Annotated in this window: 16 protein-coding genes; 3 read left to right on the forward strand and 13 right to left on the reverse strand. The window is 65.7% G+C overall.

All coding sequences use genetic code 11. The features are described 5' to 3' along the window. Nucleotides 1-524 precede the first annotated feature (524 nt). Nucleotides 525-968, reverse strand: a complete 444-nt coding sequence (locus FFI87_RS26810) for a hypothetical protein (protein ID WP_138850104.1) — start codon at nucleotides 966-968, stop codon at nucleotides 525-527. Between the two features lie 219 nt (nucleotides 969-1,187). Between FFI87_RS26810 and wecB the strand changes: the two genes are divergently transcribed. Continuing rightward, on the forward strand, nucleotides 1,188-2,405 hold the full coding sequence (gene wecB, locus FFI87_RS26815; protein ID WP_138850103.1) for a non-hydrolyzing UDP-N-acetylglucosamine 2-epimerase: 1,218 nt from the start codon (nucleotides 1,188-1,190) through the stop codon (nucleotides 2,403-2,405). An 86-nt stretch (nucleotides 2,406-2,491) separates the two neighbouring features. On the opposite strand, the gene FFI87_RS26820 is transcribed toward wecB, so the two are convergent. The 6 genes from FFI87_RS26820 to FFI87_RS26845 all read right to left on the reverse strand — a co-directional run bounded on the left by FFI87_RS26820 (nucleotide 2,492) and on the right by FFI87_RS26845 (nucleotide 9,043). Beyond that, nucleotides 2,492-3,280: a hypothetical protein gene (locus FFI87_RS26820; RefSeq protein WP_138850102.1), complete on the reverse strand. Its 789-nt coding sequence runs from the start codon at nucleotides 3,278-3,280 to the stop codon at nucleotides 2,492-2,494. 102 nt (nucleotides 3,281-3,382) lie between these two features. Continuing rightward, nucleotides 3,383-5,245 (reverse strand): methyl-accepting chemotaxis protein, encoded by a 1,863-nt coding sequence (locus FFI87_RS26825; protein WP_138850101.1) that lies wholly within the window; start codon nucleotides 5,243-5,245, stop codon nucleotides 3,383-3,385. A 149-nt stretch (nucleotides 5,246-5,394) separates the two neighbouring features. Then, a complete protein-coding gene (locus tag FFI87_RS26830; RefSeq protein ID WP_138850100.1) occupies nucleotides 5,395-6,081 on the reverse strand; it encodes a flagellar motor protein MotB in 687 nt (228 codons plus the stop codon). A gap of 18 nt (nucleotides 6,082-6,099) precedes the next feature. Next, a complete protein-coding gene (locus FFI87_RS26835) occupies nucleotides 6,100-6,864 on the reverse strand; it encodes a flagellar motor protein (protein WP_105830024.1) in 765 nt (254 codons plus the stop codon). 23 nt (nucleotides 6,865-6,887) lie between these two features. Beyond that, nucleotides 6,888-8,126 (reverse strand): Crp/Fnr family transcriptional regulator, encoded by a 1,239-nt coding sequence (locus FFI87_RS26840; RefSeq protein ID WP_138850099.1) that lies wholly within the window; start codon nucleotides 8,124-8,126, stop codon nucleotides 6,888-6,890. Nucleotides 8,127-8,380: 254 nt separating this feature from the next. Next, on the reverse strand, nucleotides 8,381-9,043 hold the full coding sequence (locus FFI87_RS26845) for a glutathione S-transferase family protein (protein ID WP_012365490.1): 663 nt from the start codon (nucleotides 9,041-9,043) through the stop codon (nucleotides 8,381-8,383). 289 nt (nucleotides 9,044-9,332) lie between these two features. On the opposite strand from FFI87_RS26845, the gene FFI87_RS26850 reads away from it, so the two are divergent. Then, nucleotides 9,333-10,670: a polyhydroxyalkanoate depolymerase gene (locus FFI87_RS26850; protein WP_138850098.1), complete on the forward strand. Its 1,338-nt coding sequence runs from the start codon at nucleotides 9,333-9,335 to the stop codon at nucleotides 10,668-10,670. 139 nt (nucleotides 10,671-10,809) lie between these two features. On the opposite strand, the gene FFI87_RS26855 is transcribed toward FFI87_RS26850, so the two are convergent. The 6 genes from FFI87_RS26855 to FFI87_RS26875 form a co-directional block, all read right to left on the reverse strand. Beyond that, on the reverse strand, nucleotides 10,810-11,277 hold the full coding sequence (locus tag FFI87_RS26855) for a DUF3761 domain-containing protein (RefSeq protein WP_012365488.1): 468 nt from the start codon (nucleotides 11,275-11,277) through the stop codon (nucleotides 10,810-10,812). 62 nt (nucleotides 11,278-11,339) lie between these two features. Continuing rightward, nucleotides 11,340-11,477 (reverse strand): HHHH-motif protein, encoded by a 138-nt coding sequence (locus tag FFI87_RS35015; RefSeq protein ID WP_012365487.1) that lies wholly within the window; start codon nucleotides 11,475-11,477, stop codon nucleotides 11,340-11,342. A gap of 329 nt (nucleotides 11,478-11,806) precedes the next feature. Beyond that, entirely contained in the window at nucleotides 11,807-12,241 is a 435-nt protein-coding gene (locus FFI87_RS26860) for a cupin domain-containing protein (RefSeq protein ID WP_012365486.1), read from the reverse strand. A 209-nt stretch (nucleotides 12,242-12,450) separates the two neighbouring features. Continuing rightward, nucleotides 12,451-13,218, reverse strand: a complete 768-nt coding sequence (locus FFI87_RS26865; RefSeq protein ID WP_138850097.1) for an ABC transporter ATP-binding protein — start codon at nucleotides 13,216-13,218, stop codon at nucleotides 12,451-12,453. Between the two features lie 18 nt (nucleotides 13,219-13,236). After that, nucleotides 13,237-13,950, reverse strand: coding sequence for an ABC transporter permease (locus tag FFI87_RS26870; protein WP_138850096.1), 714 nt, complete (start codon nucleotides 13,948-13,950; stop codon nucleotides 13,237-13,239). Continuing rightward, complete coding sequence (locus FFI87_RS26875) at nucleotides 13,947-14,636, reverse strand: ABC transporter permease (RefSeq protein ID WP_138850095.1); 690 nt, start codon at nucleotides 14,634-14,636, stop codon at nucleotides 13,947-13,949. The genes FFI87_RS26870 and FFI87_RS26875 overlap by 4 nt, the downstream gene beginning before the upstream one ends. Before the next feature lie 579 nt (nucleotides 14,637-15,215). Between FFI87_RS26875 and hutC the strand changes: the two genes are divergently transcribed. Continuing rightward, nucleotides 15,216-15,911, forward strand: coding sequence for a histidine utilization repressor (hutC, locus tag FFI87_RS26880; RefSeq protein WP_138850094.1), 696 nt, complete (start codon nucleotides 15,216-15,218; stop codon nucleotides 15,909-15,911). Nucleotide 15,912 lies beyond the last annotated feature (1 nt).

Here is a 15,912-nt window from a genome sequence, read left to right on the forward strand (position 1 = left end):
GGATCGCACGGATGTCAATGGGAAGCGGCTGCACGTTCGTCGTGCATGCGCGGCCTTCTTACGCGCAGGACGAGCGTGGCGTGCCGCTTTCCGGATTCGCTGCTGTGGCGCTCAGTCCGTCCGCTGTCGTTGCAACACGTCGGAACGCACCTGTCCGGCCAGAACAAGCAAGCGGCGAGCCATCGGCCGCCGTGCCGCGTGCGGCAAGGGCCGGCCAACGAGCGGCGCGAGCGGTCGGGGTCGCCGCCGGGGGTTTTTGATTCATCTGCGAATCAGCTTCGCCGCGACATGCGAGGCCCAGACTCGCGATGCGTGCGCATCCGGCGGCGAATCGTCTGCTCATCGCGCGCGTGTCGCCTTGCGCGACGCGGCTCACGAACATAACCGAGCGCGAATCGCCGTGGCATGGAACGTGGTTGGCAAGCGTGCGCGGCGCCCGCGGCGGTACGCCACTGATGGGCGCGACACGGATGCGGCCGCGTCATTCCGGCCGCGCGTTACAGATACGCAACATTTCGAACCTGTCAGCCCGCACGACGCCGGCGCTGCCCCACGGCGACGAAATCACGCGTGCTCGACCGGAATCGGATGCGCGATGACGCTGCGTTCATTTCCCAGACAAAATTCGCAGATCGAAGCGATTCAATGCGCTTCGAAAGATGCATGACGTTCGATCGCCCACCGATGCACGACACCCACCGCTGTTCGCCGAATGATGCGAGCGGGCCGATCGCACGCACGGCCGCCCGTTTATCTGCATCGCGCCCGCCCGCCGATGGGGCGTCCGTAGCAGTTGTGAAACGTTCCTTGACGAACCGCGCGGGCCCCGCGATCCGGACCATTCCGGAGGGCGGCTGGTTTGAATATTGCTGTATCGAACGCAGGGACACCCGCCGGGTGCGCCACCGCGTGGCAGTGCGAAACGTGTGACGGAAGACGTGGCGATCGATACAGCGAGGAACGCTCATGACGTGATCGACGAGGTCCAAGGTAACGGGCGTAGTCCGACGATTGCGCGGCGCAGACCGCGCGGACAGAAGCGGCGCGCTCGCCCGCACCGCCGCCGCATGTCGCGCGGCCGGCGCCGGTCGGCGCGACCGCGTGCGGGCACGGAACGGTTCGCCTGCAACCCTGCTTGGCGCCAGGTACCGGGTCGTACGGTGCGAAGAAGCTCAACGAGGATAACGATGAAAAAGATCTTGCTTGTGTTCGGGACTCGGCCGGAAGCCATCAAGATGGCGCCGCTCGTGCGCGCGCTCAAGGCGCGCAGGGATGTCGACGCCCGGGTATGCGTCACCGCCCAGCATCGGGAAATGCTGGATCAGGTCCTCACGTTGTTCGGCATCAAGCCCGACTACGATCTCAATCTGATGCGTCAGAGCCAGACGCTGACCGACGTGACGACCGGCATCCTGCAGGCGATCGGCGTCGTTTTCGAGGATTTCCATCCGGACGTCGTCCTGGTGCACGGCGATACGACGACGACGCTGGCCGTGAGTCTCGCCGCGTTCTATCGCTATCTGCCGGTCGGACACGTGGAAGCCGGTTTGCGCAGCGGCGACATCTGGTCGCCGTGGCCCGAGGAACTGAATCGCCGCGTGACCGACGCTGTGTCGTCATGGCATTTCGCACCGACCGGCCAGGCGCGCGACAACCTGTTCAGCGAAGGCATTCCGGTGGGTGCGGTCGTGATGACCGGCAACACCGTGATCGATGCGCTGCACGACGTCAAACGGATGCTCGATCACAATGCCGAGCTCAACGACACCGTCGCCTCGCACTTTCCGTTTCTCGAGCCGTCGCGTCGCGTCGTGCTGATCACCGGCCATCGTCGCGAGAGCTTCGGCGAACCGTTCCGGCATTTCTGCAAGGCGCTCTGCGCGCTCGCGAACCGCTATCGCGATGCGCAATTCGTCTATCCGCTGCACATGAATCCGAACGTGCGCGAGCCGGCGCGCGCGCTGCTCGGCGACGTGCCGAACATTTACCTGATCGATCCGCAGGAATATCTTTCGTTCGTATTCCTGATGTCACGCGCGCATTTCATCATCACGGATTCTGGCGGCATCCAGGAGGAAGGGCCGGCGCTCGGCAAGCCGGTGCTCGTCACGCGCGAGACGACCGAGCGCCCCGAAGCGATACAGGCCGGCACCGCGCGGCTCGTCGGCACGGATCAGGAACGGATCATCTGGGAAGCATCGCGGCTGTTCGACAGCGAGAGCGCGTATGAGGAAATGGCGCGCGCGAGCAATCCGTATGGCGACGGCCACGCGAGCGAGCGGATCGTTCACGCGCTGATGCATATGCCCGGGGCGAGCGCGAACGCGACGAGCTTTTCGATGGGCGCCGCGGAGATGCCGTTCAACGCGCTCGCGCTGGGGTTGCAGGCGTTGCGCTCGCCCTGAAGGCCATCGTCGGACGGCGTCCCGACGGACGGCGACGCGTGCGTGGCGTAGCCCGCTCGCCGTTGCCCACGCCTCGCTGCCGTCCGCTATCGGGCCACCGCGTCGGCCATCGATTGCGCCTGCGCGAGCAGCCGCGGGTAAATCCGCTGGGACGCCACCTGTTTGGCGAAACACGCCTGCCGCGCGTCCTCGGGCACGCGCGCCGCGCTGCACGCCGCGATCGGACGCAGCGTCACGCTCTTCCACAGGATGTACACCCGTTGGCCCTGCCGCACCGACACGGCCAGCGTGTTCGGCCCGTCCGGCACGCTGTCCTGGCTTTCGCCGAGCAGCAACGCCTTCACGACGCCGTCGGCCGGCTGCCGCTTGACGGGCAATTCGGCGAAGCGAAACGCCGCGGCGTCGTCGCCGAACACGTTCGTGTAAAGCGTTTCATTGTCGAACATCGCGGCGACGTCGTCGGTCGGCTTGATGCCCGCATCCGCGGTACTCGCCCACGCCTTCAGCAGCGCAACCGTCGTGACGACGAGATTCGTCTTGCCGTCCTCCGACTTGAAGGACAACCCGTCCGGCCCCGGCGGCATTCCGTCGACAGGGCCGACACTCTGCACGGTGCCCTCCGCCTTCGCGGCAAACCCTCTCGCGCGGACCGTGCCGATCAGCTTCGCGAGCCGTGCATTCACGTCGGCCGTGTACTGCTTGTCGAGGCCCGCCCGATCCTCGATGCGCGCCGCCGCCAGGCTCGCCGCGGCCTTGCTCCGATAGGCAAGATACGACTGCGCCGGCGATGCGATCACCTTCGCCCCGACCGCGGCGAGCAGCGCCGCGACCACCACCACCCCCGCCCCGATCTTCAGTCTTGATATGCGCTTCATTTTTTATGACGTTACCGAACCCCGCGCCGACAGCGAAAACGGCTGCCGTCATCGCGTGGCAGCCGTCCCTCAGAAACGCTTCATTCTAACGTCGCGCAGGCTTCATTCATCGACCTTGAACGCCGACACCAGTCGCGTCAGTTCCGCCGCCTGTTGCTTCAGGCTCTCCGCGGCCGCCGCGCTTTCCTCGACCAGCGCCGCATTCTGCTGCGTCATCTGATCGAGCGACTGCACCGCGTTGCCGATCTGGTCGATGCCCGCGCTCTGCTCCAGGCTCGCCTCGGCGATCTCGCTCATCATCGCGCTGACGCCCTGCACCTGCGACACGACATCGCGCATCACCTTGCCGGCCTCGCTCACGAGCCGAGATCCGGTGTTCACCGTGCCCGCGCTGTGCTCGATCAGCGCCTTGATCTCCTTCGCGGCCTGCGCGCTGCGCTGCGCGAGGTTGCGCACTTCCGCGGCGACAACCGCGAACCCGCGCCCCTGTTCGCCGGCCCGTGCCGCCTCGACCGCGGCATTCAGCGCGAGGATGTTCGTCTGGAACGAGATGCCGTCGATCATCACGATGATCTCGGAGATCCGTTGCGACGCATCGCTGATCTGCTCCATCGTGGACACGACTTCGCCGACGACCTGCCCGCCGCGCGACGCCGTATCGGATGCACCGGTGATCAGCTTCGCGGCCGTCGTCGCGGTTTCGGTGTTGTTGCGAACGACCGCCGTGATTTCCTCCATCGACGAAGCCGTGCGCTCGAGGTTGCTCGACTGTCCTTCGGTGCGCTCGCTGAGATCCGCGTTGCCCGACGCGATCTGCGCGGAGCCGGTCGCGATCGATGCCGACGCCGCGCGAATCCGGTGCACGAGCGTCGACAACGACGACACGAAGCGATTGAACGCGTCCGACAATTGGCCGATCTCGTCGTCGCTCTCGACCGTCATCCGGCGCGTCAGGTCGCCCTGGCCGCTCGCGATCTCCGACAGCAGCGTCGCCGCGCGGCGGATCGGCGCGGCGATCGCGCGCCCGACCAGCCAGATCACGACCAGCGCGACGCCGAGGCCCACCACCGCGGCGACCAGCGCCGCGCTGCGAATCGCGCGCGTGACCGGGCCGAGGAGCTCGGCCTGCGGTACTTCAACGACTACATACGCATTCAGCTCCGGAATGAACGACGTCGCGATGAAGCGCGCACCGCCGTCGCCGTCGTAGCTCAGGTGTGCATACGGTTTTCCGGCCAGCAACGTCGACGCCGCGTCGCCGGGCAGGCCTGGTTCGTCCTTCAGGAAGTGCTTGCCGTCGATCAGCGACGTATCGCGATGCATCATGATCGCGCCGTCCGGCCGCACGAGGGACGCGAAGCCGGTGTCGCCGATCCGGTACGCGGCGATGCCCTTCGCGAGCGCATCGACGGACAGGCTCATGCTGGCCGCGCCGATCGGCGTGCCGTTCAACTCCACGCGGCTGTTGATGAACATCATGTAGCCGCCGAGCGTGACTTCGCGATCCATGTTCACGTCGAAGGCCTTTCCGGATGCGAGGAAGTTCGTCAACCACCGATCGTCGCCGGTGACCTTGCGCTGCAGGCCGCCTTCGTTGTAGTAGTTGCCGCTCTTCACCGACACCCACTGCACGGACGCCGCCTTCTGCGCGTCCTTCACGTTCTTCGCAAGCTGGATCCAGTTGCGCGTGCCGGCGTCGGGCTCGCCGTCGGCTTCCCATTGCAGCAGGAACGCATCGCGCGCGAGCAGACGCGACGCGGCGATCGGTCCGGCCATCTGCCGCTGCACGTCGGCGCGGATGCCGCTGACGGCCGTCGGCAGCTCTTCGCGGACGACGCGATCGCGCACCGCGTGACCGATCAGGCGGACGCTCAACCCGCTCGAGATCGCGACGAACACGAGCAGGCAGCTCGTCATGCTGAGAATCAGCTTGTTCTGAATGGACAGCTTGCGCCAGAAATGCATGGGAAACCCTCGATAACCGCTCGGTCTGAGCCAGCTTGGGTTATCGGCAGGCACGCGCGAAATCGCATCGCCGATTTCACATGTCCGTCATGCGGGATCCGATATGTCGTCGACGGGCGGGCGTGGCGTGTCCGTCGAGCGTCGCGCGATCAATATGCGACGAAGATCGTCACGCGGCGGTTGCGCGCCCGCGCGGGCGCATCGTCGCCGGCGACGAGCGGCTGCGTGTCGGCTCGCCCGATCGCCGCGAGCCGGTGGGGCGCGACGCCGCGATCGGCCAGATAGCGCACGACGCTGCCCGCCCGCGCGGATGACAGCTCCCAGTTCGATTCGTATTTCGCGTTCGCGATCGGCGCGCTGTCGGTATGCCCCTCGACGAGTATGTCGCCGGTCGCATGCTCGCTCAGCGCCCGCGCGATCTCGCTCAGCACCGGCGTCGCGTCGGGCAGCAGGCGCGCATCGCCGACGTTGAACAGGATCTTCGCATCGATGCCGATCTCGATGCCGTGCGGCGCCCGCACGAGCGAGATGCGGCCGTTCGTCTTCAGCGCATCGAGCGACGTCAGCCATGCGGGCGCGCGCTCGGGTGTCGCAGGTGCGGCCCCAGTCACGCTTGCCGCGCCGCCGTCGTGCCGCGCGAGCGTCTGATATCGCGCATCGAGCGCGTTGTATTTCGCGAGCTGCAGCACGTACAGCGCGAGAAACAGCACCATCAGCGTCGTGATGAGATCCGCGTAGGAAATCAGCCAGCGTCCGGACTGCGCGCCTTCCGCTTCATCGTCGTCGCGGGCGGCGGCGGAAGAAGCCGCACGCATCCCGTCAGTTCGAGCCGTCATGTCGAAGCTCCCGCTGCGTCATGCGAGCGATTCAGCCGCGCGGCCGCGCACGTCGCCCGTCAGCCGCGTTTCGATCGTATGCGGCGATTCCTTGCGCGAGATCGCGAGCAAGCCGTCGAGATACAGCTTGCGAAAGCGCAGCTCGCTGTCGATCTGCGCGCGCAGCTTGCCGTAAAGCGGCAGGAACACGAGGTTCGCGAACGCGAGGCCGTAGAGCGTCGCGATGAACGCGACCGCGATGCCGGGCCCGAGCTGCGCCGGTTCGAGAATGTGGCTCGTCACCTGCACCAGCCCGAGCACCGAGCCGAGAATGCCGAACGTCGGCGCATAGCCGCCGGCCTGATGCCACACGCGCGCCGCCGCGAGCCGGCTGCGCTCGTAGGCGTCGAGCTCGCGGTGCAGCGCGTCCTCGAGCACGGCGGTCGACACGCCGTTCGCGAGCAGTTCCAGCCCGCGCCGCGCGAACGGATGAATGCCGCTCACGTCCATCGATTCGAACGCGAGCAAGCCGTCGAGCTTCGCGCGATCGCCCCACTCCAGCAGGTCGGTCAGGTGCTTGCGATCGACTTCCTGCGCGCGCACGAACGCGAGCCGCAACTGCTTCACCGCATCGAAGAAGCGCGCCCACGTGTTCTGGATCATCACCGCGCCGAGCGTGCCGCCGAGCACGATGACGAGCGCCTCGAACTGGAACAGCATCGAGAAGTGACCGCCTTCCAGCGCGAAGCCGAATACGATGGCCGCGCCACCGAGTACCACGCCGGCCAGGGTCAACAGGTCCATATGCGTCTCCGTCGGGTCGAGTGTTACGCGTCGGATGCAGCCAGAGGCGCGGACGGCGCCGGCGCCTTGGCGACACGCACGGCATCGAGCACGCGCTGCCCGATCTCCTCGATCTCGATCGGATCGAGCTTCAACTCGCGACGCATCACCCACGACACTTCGTTGCGCCGCGCCTCCGTCATCACCGAGAACAGCTTGTCGGCCACCGCGCGATCATCGAGGCTCGCGATCAGCTTCGCGAGATCGTACGTGTCGAATGCGCTGATCACGTCGAACAGCGTGCGCTGATCGATCCACACGATGTCCTCGAGCGCGCGCACGTCGCCGCCGGCGCGCGGGCTGCGGCGCGAGAAATACGCGACGCCTTTCTGCTCGACGTAGCCGAGCACCTTCGACTTGCGAAACGCGAACACCTCGTCGGCGATTTCGCCGTGCGACAGCTTGTTGAGCAGCAGCTTCCGGTCGACGCCGATCAGCGCCTCCAGATCGGCCAGCTCGATCAGCTCCAGCTCGCTGTTGATCGACAGGTCGAGATCGTGATCGGCGACCTGCTGCGCGCGATCGATCACGCGCGCGGCATCGAACGTGACGACCTGGCGCGCATCCGACGAGCCCGCGTAATCACCCGCGCTGCCGGCATGGTCGGCCTGCGCGGCTTCGATCGTGACGAGATTGAGCTTCTCCATGCGGTGCAGCATCGCGAGCACGTGCGGACGCGAATGGCCGGCGATCGCGCGGCAGCGGCGAATCACGTCCGCGAGCGGCACCGATGTTTCCGCCGCATGCGCCTGCATCGGCCGGCGTGACCACGCGTCGTCGGAGCCGCGCGTGTCGGCGCCCGCCATCAGCGACAGCACATGCGCATACGACAGCACGCCCGGCATGAAGTCGGCGTGCGTATAGGTCGCGAGTTGATCGTCCTTGCGCTTCACGCGCCGGATCATCGTGCGCACGACATGACGAAGCAGCGCGGACACGTGCTCGATCTCTTCGTCGAGCACCGCGGCCGGCACGACCGTGAGCTGACAGAACGACAGCGCCTTCGCGGTATGCGCGCGAGGCTCGGCCGCGAGCAGCGCGGATTCACCGAAGAACTCGCCGCGCCCGAGTGTCGCGACGACGACGCGCTTGTCTTCGCAGCGGGTCGACAGCTCGACCTTGCCGTCGGCGATCAGAAAGATGACGGGCTCGCCGGCGAAGCCCTCCGAGTAGATGATCTCGCCGGGCGCGGCCGGGCGCGTCCATGATTGCTGACGGTTCACGTCGATCCCCCTGCTGCGCTGAATGTTGCGGACTGCGCGTCGCCTGTCGGAAGCATGCGATCGCGAGTCATCCCCGTGACTCGTTTACGTCATCGGGCGCAACATCCTTTAGGGAGTTCGCACTCGCTTTTGCGCGAAATCAAGGTGAAACGTTTGCGGGTTGCACGGCTGTTTCGCAATGTTCACTTCGATTGTTCACTTCGATGCGTGCGTGTGCGTGTAGTGCAATTGAAAGCGCAATGCGATCCCGCGCGTCAAAACTCCATGTCGAGTTCGTCGATGTCTTCCTGCTCCGCCTTCGCCGCGTCGATCCACTCCGCCACGAACGGATGCGCGAGCACCTGCATGCAGTACTCGGCGATATCCGGCTCCAGCTTCACGTCATAGGTCAGGAAGCGCGTGACGACCGGCGCATACATCGCGTCGGCGATGCCGATCTCCGCGCCGAACAGCCAGGGGCCGCCGTACGCGGCCAGACACTCTCGCCAGATCGTCACGATCCGCTGGATGTCGTGCTGCGCACGCGACCAGATCCGGAAGCCGGGGAAATGCGCACGCAGGTTCATCGGCAACGCGGATCGCAGCGCGCTGAAACCGGAATGCATCTCGCCGCAGATCGACCGGCAATGCGCGCGCGCATGCCGGTCTTCAGGCAGCAGCCGCGCTTGCGGCCGGATTTCGTTCAGGTATTCGGCGATCGCGAGCGTATCCCACACCGCATTGCCGTCGTGCGTCAGGCACGGCACGAGAATCGACGGCGACAGCAGCAGCAATTCCGCCCGCGACGCGGCATCGATCGGCACGCTGACCGTGTCGCACGCGAGCCCGCTCAGCTTCGCGAGCAGCCAGCCGCGCATCGACCACGACGAGTAATTGCGGCTGCTGATGGTCAGCGTCGTCTTTCCGGTGGATTCCATGTCGCTCCCCTACCCAATGCCGTTCGTGCCCCTGCACCGAAAACCGACGCTGCACGGCGTCATCCGCACCATACCTGTGCGGCGCATTCGCCGAACCGGCACAGCGTCGCACCGTATCGCGGCACGGGCCACACGCCAGACCGGCGCGGCAACGCATCGCCTTCGGCCGTCCGTCATCGCGTGCCACCTGCGCCGCCGCACTCACGAACTGCGTGCAACGCGCGTGCCAGCCGCGCGCTGGCACACGGCTTGCCTCGTTTGATGCAATGCAGCGCAACGAGCGACGGTCATGAACCTGCTTGCCTATCCGTTCTATCAATGGTCTGCCGAATGCCTGCGCCCGGCGCGTGCATGGGCGGCCACTGCACGCGCGACGATCGCGCTGTGGCCGCCGTCCACCACCACGCCGACGGGCCGCACGCTCGACGCACTGTGCGAACTGCTCGAATGCTGCGCGTTCTCGCATCGGCGTCCACCGTTCGGCATCCGGTCGATCGTCGTCGACGGGGAAACGGTACCGATTGTCGAGGAGGCTGCCGCGGCCACCCCGTTCGGCACGCTGCTGCATTTCCGCAAGGCGCGGCCGGTCGCGCCCCAGCCGCGCGTGCTGATCGTCGCGCCGATGTCCGGGCATTTCGCGACGCTGTTGCGCGGCACGGTGCATACGATGCTGGCCGACCACGACGTGTACATCACCGACTGGCACAACCCCCGCGACATCCCGCTGACGGCCGGACGGTTCGGCTTCGACGAATACGTCGCGCACGTGATCGACTTCATTCGCCAGATCGGCCCCGACGCACATGTGCTCGCGATCTGCCAGCCGACCGTCGCCGCGCTCGCGGCGGTCGCGCTGATGGCGGCCGGCGGCGATCCGGCGCAGCCCGCGAGCCTGACATTGATGGCGGGCCCGATCGACTGCCGCGTGAATCCGACGAAGGTCAACGCGCTCGCCACGAGCCAGTCGATCGAATGGTTCGCGCGGAACCTGATCAGCGTCGTGCCGGCCGGCTTCGTCGGCGCGCAGCGGTGCGTGTATCCGGGCTTCATGCAGGTCGGCGCCTTCATGTCGATGAATCCCGACCGGCACGCGGCGTCGTTTGCCGATCTGTATTACGAGCGCGCGAAAGGCGACCCCGCGAAAGCCGACACGCTGCGGCACTTCTACGACGAATACTTCGCAACGGCCGATCTCACCGCGGAGTTCTATCTGGAAACGGTCGAGAAGGTGTTCCAGCAATACGCGCTCGCGCGCGGCGAGCTGACGGTCGGCGACAGGCTCGTCGAACCGGCGGCGATTCATCGCACCGCGCTGCTGACGATCGAAGGCGAGAAGGACGATATCTGCGCAGTCGGCCAGACGATGGCCGCGCAGGAGCTGTGTTCGGGGTTGCCGCCATATCTCAAGACGCACCACGTGCAGACGGGCGCGGGCCACTACGGGGTGTTCAACGGCACCCGCTGGGAAACGCAGATCTATCCGATCGTGCGCGCGACGATCCACGACAACGAGCCGTACGATCGCACGGCGGATTCGGAAGGCAACGCGAACGGCACGCACTACGTCACGCTGCGTGCACTGCTCGATGCGCGCGCGACGAGGCACGATGCGGCGGCCGAAACATGATCGCATCACGCCCGCTGAAGCCGAGCGGCACGGTATTCGCCGGCGTTGCAAATGAATCGCCCCGCCGTAGGGGCGGGGCGCGATTTCCAGCAGCGTTCAGCCGACGCGCGAGCGAGCGAACCCGCGCGCCCGGCCTGTGTTACGAACAGGCCTTGCCGTGCGATGCATGGAAGCCCTTCGCCTTCGCATCCGCTTCCGACATGTAGCTGCCGTGCTTCGTCTTGCCGTAGTACTTGTCGGTCGAGCAGTGATAGACCTTCGTGCTGTCGTTGGCCCACACCTTGCCCGCGCCGCCGCCCGGCGCCGCAGCCGCGGTCGTCCCGGCCGCGCTCTTTGCCGGCGCGGTGCCGGATGCCGCGGCAGCGGAAGCCGCCATTGCGGGCGCTGCAGCCGGTGCGCTGGCCGCGGCGGCAGCCGATGCGCCGTACCAGGTCTTCACCCCCTTGTGGCCCGCACATGCGCCCTTCTTCGACGCGCCCGAGTAGAACGAACCGTCCTTGCACAGACCGGTCGTGCCGGCCGGCGCGCTGGCCGGAACCTGCGCGAACGCACCGATCGACATACCCATGCCGGCGACCAGCGCGGCGATCAACATCGTCTTTTTCATAGCCCTCTCCTGATTGGCCTGAATGGTGAAAGCGTCCCGGGCATCACCGGGGAAAGCCACGGTTACCGCACCCAGCGGCACACGCGATGATGGTGATGATCGAAATGGCACACGCGGTGCGAATGTGCTTCGGCAAGCGCCGGAATGAAAACGGCGCAAGCCAGTGCGCTAGCCGTCAGGATCTTCGCGATACGATTCATGGAACGCTCCCGGGTAGGTCAGCCGGTGATTCGGCTGGTACCTCCTTAACGCCGGCCGTCGACATGCCGTGCACCGCGCCCACGCGCAATTGACGATCTTTGACATCGCAGCGCCGCCACCGCATCGAAGCTGACGAATGTCTTTCTTTTCTTTCCGGATCTTCAGCTTCGCAACTATTCGGAATTCGAAAGAATGTGTCGAAGGGGAAAGCAGATCGCAGGTGACATCGGAGCACACGGAAGCTTCCGTGGAACGCTCAACGAAAAAGCCGCCCCAAGGCGGTTTGATGCAAGCGTGCGCACAATGCGCGCGTCGGGAAACCGGGCAGCTACGCGCCCGTCTCGCCCCACGGCGTCGGCGGCGGCACGGCGCAAGGCCCTTCGACATCGATCGACTTGAAATCGGCGGGCCCGACGATCTCCAGATACTCCATGTCCGGCGAGTAGTCGAACAGGTAGTGGACGATCCCCGGCGCCTGATGCACGCAGTCGCCGGCGGCAACCAGTGTTTCCTGTTCGCCGTACATGAAGCGCGCCCAGCCCTTCAGCATGATCACGATATGGAACTCGGCCTCGTGACGGTGCCAGCCGGTGCCCGCCGCCGGTGCATGATTCGCGCGGACGAGTTGAGCGACGACTTTGCCGTTCGTCGCGGCCGCGATGCCGAGATCGCGATACAGGAAGAAGTCGCGCAGGCCGTCGCCCCGATACGCGGTGTCCTGCGGCTTCACGTGGGAAAAGGCGGTGGTGGTCGGTGTGCTCATCTTGGTGCTCCTTCATCGAAAGGATCACGCCTGACAAGCATTTAGCGTTCCAGTCTGCGACGGCGCGAAGCCGTGCCGGTTACCGCTCGTGCGTGTCGCGCAGCGCGCCTTCGACGGACGGGCTCGCGCAACTGTCAGCGTACTTCAATCTCCGCATCGCCCGTGACGCCATTGCGGTTTCACGGGCGATGCGCAACGCTGCTGCTTACTTACTTCAACCGCCCCGACAGGAACTGCCCGAGCCGCTCGCTTTTCGGATCGACGAGAATCTCCTGCGGATCGCCCTCTTCCTCGATCTTCCCCTGATGCAGGAAGATCACATGATTCGACACGTTGCGCGCGAAACCCATCTCGTGCGTGACGACGACCATCGTGCGGCCTTCCTCGGCCAGCTTCTGCATCACCTTCAACACTTCGCCGACGAGTTCCGGATCGAGCGCGGAAGTCGGCTCGTCGAACAGCATCACCTCGGGCTCCATCGCGAGCGCACGCGCGATCGCGACACGCTGCTGCTGGCCGCCCGACAGGTGCGACGGATACATGCCCTCGACGCGCGGCGCGAGACCGACCTTCTCCAGATACTGGCGCGCGCGCTCGACCGCTGCTTCCTTGCCGATTCCGAGCACGGCCATCGGCGCCTCGATCACGTTCTCGAGCACCGTCATGTGCGACCACAGGTTGAAGTGCTGGAACACCATCGCGAGCTTCGTGCGCATCCGCTGCAGCTGCTTCTGGTCGGCCACGCGCAGCGAGCCGTTGCGGTCGCGGGCGGTCTGGATCGGCTCGCTGCCGATCGTGATCTGCCCCGAGCACGGCTGCTCGAGGAAGTTGATGCAGCGCAGGAACGTGCTCTTGCCGGAGCCGCTCGAGCCGATGATGCTGATCACGTCGCCGGCCTTCGCCTTCATCGACACGCCCTTCAACACCTCGTTGTCGCCGAACTTCTTGTGGAGGTTATCAACGGTGAGCTTGTACATGCTTGGTCCTTCCTTGCATTAATGGCCGCGCGGCGAGAGGTACGCGAGCCAGCGCGTCTCGAGCTTGCGGAACGCCCAGATGAGCGTGAACACGACGATGGCGTACAGCACGGCCGCGATGCCGTAGGCCTGGAACGACATGTACGTCGCGGAGTTGACGTCGCGCGTGACCTTCAGGATGTCGGGCACGGTCGCGGTGAACGCGAGCGTCGTCGCGTGCAGCATCAGGATCACTTCGTTGCTGTAGCTGGGCAGCGAGCGGCGCAGCGCGGACGGCAGGATGATGCGCGTATAGAGCTTGAGGCGCGACATCCCGTACGCCATCCCGGCCTCGATCTCGCCGGCCGACGTGGCCTTGATCGCGCCCGCGAAGATCTCGGTCGCATACGCGCATTCGTTCAGCACGAATGCGAGCAGCGTGCAGTTCATCGCGTTGCGGAAGAACGTGTCGAGCAGCACGTGGTCGTGCACGACCTGCAGGCTGTAGATGCCGGTGTAGCACATCAGCAGCTGCACGTAGAGCGGCGTGCCGCGGAACACGTACGTGTAGAGCCACACCGGGCCGGAAATCCAGCGGTTCGACGACGCGCGCGCGATCGCGAGCGGCACGGCCAGCGCGAAGCCGAACGCGATCGACACGACCAGCAGCCACAGCGTGATCGCGAGGCCGCTGAAGCGATAGCCGTCGGTGTAGAGATAGTTTTGCCAGTACTGGCCGATGAGTTCGATCACAGTGCGAGCCTCCGGACGCCAACGGAATAACGCTTCTCGAGGTGATACAGCACGACGTTCGACACCGTCGTGATCGCGAGGTAGATCGCGCCCGCCGCGAGCGTGAAGAAGAAGAAATCGAGCGTGCTCTTGCCGGCGTCCTGCGACGCCTTCACGACATCGGCGAGGCCGATGATCGACACCAGCGCGGTGGCCTTCACGAGCACCTGCCAGTTGTTGCCGATGCCCGGCAGCGCGAAGCGCATCATCTGCGGAAACAGGATCCGGTGGAACACGCGCCAGCCGCCCATCCCGTACGCGAAGCCGGCTTCGAGCTGGCCGCGCGGCACCGCGAGAAACGCACCGCGAAACGTCTCGGTGAAGTACGCGCCGTAGATGAAGCCGAGCGTGATGACGCCGGCGACGAACGGATCGATGTCGATCTGATCCCAGCCGAGCGCGTCGGTCGCCATGTTCAGCAGGATCTGGATCCCGTAGAACAGCAGCAGCATCAGCACGAGATCGGGCACCGCGCGGATCAGTGTCGTGTAGAACGTGCCGAGCGCCTTGAGCGCGCGGTTCGTCGACAGTTTCGCGCTCGCACCGACCAGCCCCAGCACGAGCGACGCGGCGAGCGACAGCACCGCCAGCTTCACGGTTTCCACCGTGCCGGCCCACAGCAGCGGGCCAAATCCCTGGAAAATCATGTCAGCAATTCCAGAAAGACCGGCGGCGTGGCGCGGCACCCACCGCGCTACACGTGAGGGCAATACTGAGGACGAGTTTCTTCATGGCGTTCCTGTCATAGGCGAACTGGGCACGGGCCCGTCGGGCGTCGCCGCCGCGAACCCTTCCAACCCGGAAGCCGTCATCTAGACGGCCCCCAAGTTGTACATACAACTTTGCCTTTTTCGGGATACCGCCAGCAATCCGTGTTTATCTCTAGTTGCCGAACAATCGTCGTATCGGCTCGGGATTTCCTTATATTTCAATCCACTGCGCATTACATTTTGCTGAAACCGCGCTTTAATAAGACAATTCTGACCCGCTCGGCCATGCGTTCGTTTGTCTATACTTTTCCGCTCGCGGTGCGTGCATCGCCCGTGCTCGACGTTCGCCGAGCCACGTCTCTGCGCGATTTCCCGTGTGGATATGTGCCGAAATAATGGGGATCATGCGTCGATGGCCGGGCGGGTGCCGCATCGAACCCGGTACACTCCGCCCGGCCGCCGCACGAAGGCCGGACTGCGACGGCACGCGGCCGCCGTCACTTGAACAGCAACCCCATGACCACACCGATCTATCAGGAAATCAAGGACTTCATCCTCGCGCGTATCCACGCGGGCGAGTGGGCGGAAGGCGACCAGGTGCCGTCGGAGAACGAGCTCGCGCGCGAATTCAACGTCGCGCGGATGACGGTCAACCGCGCGCTGCGCGAGCTGACGGCCGAGCAGGTGCTCACGCGTACGCGCGGCTCCGGCACGTACGTCGCGTCGCCGAAATACGAATCGACGCTGGTCGCGATCCGCAGCATCTCGGATGAAGTCGCCGCGCGCGGCCATGCGTATCGGGCGCAGGTGCTGGAGGTGGGCGCGGCCGTCGCCGACGCGCAGCTCGCCGACGAACTGCGGCTCAACACGGGCAACCCGATCTTTCATTCGCGCGTGCTGCACTTCGAGAACGACACACCCGTGCAGCTCGAGGAACGCTGGGTCAATCCGGCCTGCGCGCCCGAATACGCGTTGCAGGACTTCACGACGACGACGCCGAACCAGTACCTGACGCGCGTCGCGCCGCTACAGCGTGTCGAATACCGGATCGAGGCCGCGATGCCCGATGCGCCGACGCGCCGCCACCTGGCGATGGACGAACGCGAGCCCTGCCTGCTGCTGCATCGGCGCACGTGGTCGCAGGGGATGGTCGCGTCGGTCGCGAATCTATGGCATCCGGGCAGCCGCTACCGGTTCACCGGGCATTTCTGAC

The organism is Burkholderia sp. KBS0801, assembly GCF_005937855.2.
GTDB classification, from domain to species: Bacteria; Pseudomonadota; Gammaproteobacteria; order Burkholderiales; family Burkholderiaceae; genus Burkholderia; species Burkholderia ambifaria.